The sequence below is a fragment of the Martelella sp. UBA3392 genome (assembly GCF_002358775.1).
GTDB classification, from domain to species: domain Bacteria; phylum Pseudomonadota; class Alphaproteobacteria; order Rhizobiales; family Rhizobiaceae; genus Martelella; species Martelella mediterranea.
Window position 1 is genome coordinate 1 of the sequence record NZ_DEPM01000210.1, and the last position, 6,053, is coordinate 6,053.

The following is a 6,053-nucleotide window of genomic DNA, read 5'->3' on the forward strand; positions in this document are numbered from 1 at the left end:
CCGCGCGGTGCGCCGGACGCTCGCGGAATACGAGGACCTGCGCGACATCATCGCCATGCTCGGCATCGAGGAGCTGTCGGCCCATGATCGCGCCGTCGTCGCCCGCGCCCGGCGGCTCGAGCGCTTTCTCACCCAGCCTTTCTTCACCGTCGGCGCTTCCGCCGGCACCACGGGCAGGCTCGTTTCCATCGCCGAGACGCTGGATGGCTGCGAGGCGATCCTGTCGGAAACGAGTTTCGACCGCCCGGAAAGCGCCTATTACATGATCGGCAGCCTGAACGAGCTCGGGGAGGCGGCGGCATGAGCACGGCCTCGCAAATGCAGGTTCACCTGCGCCTGCCCTCCAGTGTGCTGTTTGACGGCGCGGCCACGCGCCTCAGGGCGGAGGCGGAGGATGGGGGCTTCGGCATTCTGCCCAACCATGTGGATTTCGTCACGGCCCTGGTGCCCTCGGTTCTCCTGCTGAGCGAGCCGGACGGGCGGGAACGGTTCTTCGGCATCGATGAAGGGCTTCTGGTCAAGAAGGGGCACGCCGTCGACGTCGCGGTGCGCCGCGGGATCGAGAGCGACGATCTGGACAGCCTGCGCGCGCGCGTGGTTCGCAGCTTCGCCGAAATCGAGGACGAGGAGCGCGTGGCGCGCACCGCCCTGTCGCGGCTCGAGGCCGAAATGGTGCGCCGCTTCGCCAGCCTGAGGAAGATGCAGCCATGAACGACGAGGACGACCGCGCCGCCAGCGAGATCGGCCGCCGTGCCGGCCGGATGAAGAACGCGCGCGACAAGCCGGGCCCGAGCCCGCTCAGGGGCTTTGGAACCTTCGGCATGATCGGCTGGTCGGTTGCCGTGCCGACGGTGGGCGGCGCGCTGCTGGGCCTCTGGCTGGATCGCGTTGCGCCGCAGGGTTTTTCCTGGACGCTGGCACTGCTGCTCGGCGGCGTTGTCGTTGGCGTGTTCATTGCATGGGGCTGGGTCTTGAAGGAAGGAAATGACGATGATCGCTCTTGACTGGACATTGGTTGCGCCGGGCTTTCTGGCCGGCGCCGTGGCGGCTGCCCTGTTTCTCGGCGGCTTGGCGCTCGGCATCCGGTTTGCCCTGCGCCGGCAGAGCCCGGCGCTGGTGCTGTTTCTCAGCGCGGCGCTGCGCATGGCGGCGTTGCTCGGGCTTGGCTGGTGGGTCGCGGGGCTGGGCCTCCAGGCGATCGCAGCCTTCGCCATCGGCTTTCTCCTCACGCGGACGATCATTGTGGCGGTGGTGCGATCGAGCGAGGCGCCGAGATGCAACTGACGCCCGACGATACGATCGTCTTCATCATCCTCGGCATCGGCATCAACGCCACGGTCGTCAACACATGGATCATCATGGCGTTGCTTGTCGGAGCGTCGGCGCTGGTCACGCGCCGGCTGCGCCCGGATGTGCCGCCGAGCCGCTGGCGCACCGCGCTCGAGGTCATCGTCAGCGGCATCGTCGGCCAGATCGCCGAGGTGACGCAGCGACGCGACCCGCGCATTCTCTATTTCGTCGGCACGCTGTTCCTGTTCATCGTGACCGCGAACCTTCTCATGGTCGTGCCCGGTTTCGACACGCCGACGGCGTCGCTTTCGACCACGGTGGCGCTGTCAATCTCCGTGCTGGTGGCGGTTCCGGTCTTCGGCATCGGCAGCCGGGGGCTTGGCGGCTACCTGAAGACCTATGCCGAGCCATCGATCATCATGCTGCCGTTCAACGTCGTCAGCGAGGCCTCGCGCGGGGTTTCGCTCGCCATCCGCCTTTACGGCAACATCATGAGCGGCGCCGTCATCGCCGCCATTCTGCTGTCCATCGCGCCGTTCTTCTTTCCGGTGGTGATGGACATGCTCGGCCTGCTCACGGGCGTCATCCAGGCCTACATCTTCGCCGTTCTGGCGACCGTCTACATTTCCTCGGCCACCGCCGTTTCCGATGCCGCCGACGACAACAAGGACATGCCCCATGACTGACCTTTCCATCATCGCCTTCATCTCGATCCTGACCGCCGGACTGACGGTCTCGTTCGGCGCGCTCGGACCCGCTTTGGGCGAAGGGCGCGCCGCCTCGACCGCTCTCAGCGCCATCGCGCAGCAGCCCGATGCCGCATCGACCCTGTCGCGCACCCTGTTCGTCAGTCTCGCGATGATCGAATCGACGGCCATCTATTGTTTCGTCGTCGCCATGATCCTGCTGTTCGCCAACCCGTTCTGGAACGCGGCGCTTGAGGCGGCGGCGCGCGGGACCGGGAGCTGACGCCATGTCGATCGACTGGATCACGGTCGGCGCGCAGATCGGCAATTTCCTGGTCCTCGTCTGGCTGCTGAAGCGGTTCCTGTACCGGCCCATTCTCGATGGTATCGACGCGCGCGAGCGGGAAATCTCCACGCGCATGGGCGAGGCCGCCCGGGTCGAGGCAGCGGCTGAGAAGCAGAAGGCCGAGTATGAGGCGCGGATCGAGGCGTTGCAGGCCAGCCGCGCCGAAACGCTGGAAGCAGCCCGGCAGGAGGCCGAGAAGGAGCGTCGCGAAATGCTGGCCGAGGCCCGCCAGAAAATCGACCGCGAACAGGCGGAGCGGGCCGCGCAACGCGCCGAGGATGCGCGCGTCTATCGGGCCGAGCTGCAGAAAACCGGCGCCGAGGCGCTGTTGTCGCTGACCCGAAAGGCGCTGACGGACCTCGCCGACGAGACGCTGGAAAGCCGTATCGTGGCCCGCGCCGTTGCGCGCCTGCCCGAGGTGGCCGACAAGCTGCATGGCGAGCCTCAACAGGCGGTGGCAGTGACCCGCGATCCGCTGCCCGAGGATGTGCGCGCCGGCCTGCGCGATGCGCTGGACAGGCTTGCGCCGGGCGCGCAGCTCAGTTTCGAGACCGATGAGACGCGGTCGCCGGGCCTCAGCCTGAAGCTGGGCAGCGTGCAGATAGACTGGACGATCAGCGACTATCTCGAGGACCTCGAGGCGATGCTCGACAAGGCAATGGACGATTTTCCGGCCGGGAGCGCACGCGATGACGGATGAAGGCGCTGCCGAAACCGGTGCGGGCGCGTTGCTTCGCAAACTCCTAGATGCGCCCGCGCCGTCTCCGCGCGTCAGCGAGATGGGTCGTCTGGAGGAGGCCGCCGATGGCGTCGCGATCGTCACCGGTCTTGGCTCGGCGCTGGCCGATGAAGTGCTGGAATTCGCCTCGGGCGTGAAGGGCATCGTGTTCGATCTGGAGCCGGGCCGGCTGGGGGTCGTTCTGCTCGGCCCGACGGAGCGCCTGACGCCGGGAGAGACGGTGCGGCGTACCCGCCAGGTGGTGAGCGTGCCGGTCGGCGCGCCGCTTCTGGGGCGGGTCGTCGATCCGATCGGTCGGCCGCGGGACGGTCAGGGGCCGATCGAAACGAACCATCACCGCCCCATAGAATGGCCGGCGGCGGGAATTCTCGACCGGCGGGCGGTGTCGCGACCGCTCGCCACCGGGCTGAAGGCGGTGGACGCGGCGGTGCCCGTCGGCATGGGCCAGCGGGAACTGATCATCGGCGACCGGCAGACCGGCAAGACCTCGATCGCGGTGGATGCAATCCTCAACCAGCGCACGACCGGGGTGCATTGCATCTATTGCGCGATCGGCCAAAGGGGCGATGCCGTCGCCAAGGTCATCGGCGCGATCCGCGAGGGCGGCATGATGGAGCGCACCGTCATCATGGCGGCGGGCGACGAGGATGCGCCGGGCCTGGTCTATGTCGCGCCCTATGCCGCGATGGCGATAGCCGAAGCGTTTGCGGCCAGGGGGCAGGACGTGCTTCTGGTGCTGGACGACCTGACCCATCACGCCCGCGCCTATCGCGAGCTGTCGCTTCTGTTGCGCCGCCCGCCGGGGCGCGAGGCTTTTCCCGGCGACATCTTCTTCATCCATGCCCGGCTTCTGGAGCGCGCCGGCCAGTTCGGCGAGGGGCGCGGGTCGATCACCGCCCTGCCGGTGGTCGAGACGCAGGCCGAGAACCTTTCGGCCTATATCCCGACCAACCTGATCTCGATCACCGACGGGCAGATCTATCTCTCGCCGCGCCTTGTGCGGCGCAACCAGTTCCCGGCGGTCGATCTCGGCGTGTCGGTCAGCCGCGTCGGCGGCAAGGCGCAGGCGCGGGCCTTTCGCGCGGTCGCGGGCAATCTGCGCGTCACGCTGTCGCAATTCGAGGAGCTTGAGGAATTCGCCCGCTTCGGCACGCGGCTGGACGAGGATACGCGCGCGCGTCTGGCGCGCGGGGCGGCGGTGCGCGCGGCGCTGCGCCAGCCCGAGCGCGATCCGATGCCGGCAGCCGAACAGCTTGCCATCCTGCTTGCCGCGATGGAGGGGCTGCTGGACGGAATGGACGAGGTGCATACGCTGCTTGCAATGGCGGCGATCCGCCGCGCCGTGCGCGAGGACGATGCCGGACTTGCGGCAAGCCTCGAAGCCGACGAGGCCCTGACGGACGAGGTTCGCGCGGGCGTCACGGCCAGGGCGCGCCAAGCTGTCGAAGCGATGGGAAAAGGCGATGACGCAGACGCTTGAGCTTCTCACCCGCCGCGCCGAAACCATGGACAGCATTCGCGGTATCGTGCGCACGATGAAGACGATGTCGGCGATCAACGCTGCGCCTTACGAGCAGGCCGCGCACGCCATCGAGGCCTATCGCGCCACGGTTCTGGACGGTCTGCACGCGTTCATCACCGTCGAGGGACCTTTGCCCGAGGTTTCCGAAAACGCCGCGGAGCGGGTCACGATCGCCTTCGGCTCCGATCACGGGCTTTGCGGCAATTACAATGAATTGCTGGCTGAAGAGGTTCAGCGCGGCCCGGGCGATGACGCCCCGACACGGGTGATCTGTATCGGCGCGCAGTTGGAGGACGCGCTGGCGGGGCAGGGTATCGCTGCCGATACCGCGCTTCTGCCGCCGGCGAATGTCGATGGGCTGGGCCGGCTTGCCGGAAGGCTGATCACCCTCATCGACGATATCCAGGGCGCTAGGGGCGGTTCCGGCATGACGGTGTCGCTGGTGTTCATGCAGCGGGTCGAGCATGGCCGGCAGGCGCCGGTGACGCGCAGGCTGCTGCCGCTCGACCCGGCCATGACCGGGGCGCTGGCTGCGCGCCCCTGGGCATCGCGCAGCCTGCCGACCTTTTCTCTCCCGCCCGGGCATATGCTCGCCGCCCTTGTGCGAAGTTTTCTTTTCACCGAACTCTTTCTCGCAGCGGCCGAGGCGCTGGTAACCGAAAACGCCGCGCGTCTGGCCCGCATGCAGCAGGCCGAACGCGCGATCGATGACCGCCGAGAGGAGCTGGCTGGCGAGATGCGGCAGTTGCGGCAGAGCGAGATCACCACCGAACTGCTTGATGTCATCATCGGTTTCGAGGCGTTGAAATCGCATCGCACCAAACGGCGCGGCGGATAAGGATACTGACCGGCACGGGTAGAGCCCTTCGGGCTGAAATCGAAACCAAATGAACCGTTTCGGCGTTGGTTGCGTTAACAGTAGACAAGGCCCGCAATGCAATGCCGGCAATCAGGATTGGAGGCGGTTTCGACGCCTCTTCGTCAAGTGTCCGATGTGGAGATTGGAGATGTTTGTCAAATCCATCATGCGCCGCCCCGTGACCACCGTGGGTCCCGCGGCATCTGTCCGGGCCGTAGCGGCGCTCATGAAGGAGTGCGGCATAGGCGCCGTCGTGATCTGCGAGGCGGAGAAGGTTGTCGGCATCGTCACCGACCGGGACATCGTGACGCGCTATCTTCCCAACGCTGTGTCCGATGGGCCCATCGCCGCGATCATGACACGCGACGTCGCCACCTGTCGCCCCGAACAAACGGTCCGGGAAGCGGCGCACCGCATGGGCGACCTGCAGATTCGCCGGTTGGTCGTCGTTGACGAGGCGGGCGCGGTCGCCGGCATCATGTCGCTTGGCGATATCGCCAATGACGCCGATGAAGAGCTTGCGGGGCAAACGCTCGGCGAGGTGGTCGAGACGCGCTGAAGCATGGCGCGGCCAAGCTGGACCGCCTCAGGTCCGCGAAATGCTCTATTGC

9 protein-coding genes and 1 pseudogene are annotated in these 6,053 nt (G+C 67.1%); all 10 read left to right on the forward strand.

Annotation, left to right across the window (positions count from 1 at the left end):
* Positions 1–304, forward strand: a pseudogene (locus tag B4E36_RS16585) (F0F1 ATP synthase subunit beta); the annotation flags it as partial.
* A complete protein-coding gene (locus tag B4E36_RS16590; protein WP_292055610.1) occupies positions 301–711 on the forward strand; it encodes an ATPase in 411 nt (136 codons plus the stop codon). The pseudogene B4E36_RS16585 and the gene B4E36_RS16590, both read left to right, overlap by 4 nt.
* Positions 708–1,004 carry an AtpZ/AtpI family protein gene (locus B4E36_RS16595; protein ID WP_292055612.1) on the forward strand — a complete coding sequence of 99 codons (297 nt, stop codon included), beginning with the start codon at positions 708–710 and terminating at the stop codon, positions 1,002–1,004. Before B4E36_RS16590 ends, B4E36_RS16595 begins: the two co-directional genes overlap by 4 nt.
* On the forward strand, positions 991–1,284 hold the full coding sequence (locus B4E36_RS16600; RefSeq protein ID WP_292055614.1) for an ATP synthase subunit I: 294 nt from the start codon (positions 991–993) through the stop codon (positions 1,282–1,284). The genes B4E36_RS16595 and B4E36_RS16600 overlap by 14 nt, the downstream gene beginning before the upstream one ends.
* Positions 1,275–1,976: a F0F1 ATP synthase subunit A gene (locus B4E36_RS16605; protein WP_292055615.1), complete on the forward strand. Its 702-nt coding sequence runs from the start codon at positions 1,275–1,277 to the stop codon at positions 1,974–1,976. Before B4E36_RS16600 ends, B4E36_RS16605 begins: the two co-directional genes overlap by 10 nt.
* Complete coding sequence (locus tag B4E36_RS16610) at positions 1,969–2,259, forward strand: F0F1 ATP synthase subunit C (RefSeq protein WP_292055616.1); 291 nt, start codon at positions 1,969–1,971, stop codon at positions 2,257–2,259. The genes B4E36_RS16605 and B4E36_RS16610 overlap by 8 nt, the downstream gene beginning before the upstream one ends.
* 4 nt (positions 2,260–2,263) lie before the next feature.
* Complete coding sequence (locus B4E36_RS16615) at positions 2,264–3,022, forward strand: F0F1 ATP synthase subunit B (protein WP_292055618.1); 759 nt, start codon at positions 2,264–2,266, stop codon at positions 3,020–3,022.
* Entirely contained in the window at positions 3,012–4,541 is a 1,530-nt protein-coding gene (locus B4E36_RS16620) for a F0F1 ATP synthase subunit alpha (RefSeq protein ID WP_345900584.1), read from the forward strand. Before B4E36_RS16615 ends, B4E36_RS16620 begins: the two co-directional genes overlap by 11 nt.
* Positions 4,525–5,421, forward strand: a complete 897-nt coding sequence (locus B4E36_RS16625) for a F0F1 ATP synthase subunit gamma (RefSeq protein WP_292055621.1) — start codon at positions 4,525–4,527, stop codon at positions 5,419–5,421. The genes B4E36_RS16620 and B4E36_RS16625 overlap by 17 nt, the downstream gene beginning before the upstream one ends.
* 169 nt (positions 5,422–5,590) lie before the next feature.
* Complete coding sequence (locus B4E36_RS16630) at positions 5,591–6,001, forward strand: CBS domain-containing protein (protein ID WP_345900585.1); 411 nt, start codon at positions 5,591–5,593, stop codon at positions 5,999–6,001.
* Positions 6,002–6,053 lie beyond the last annotated feature (52 nt).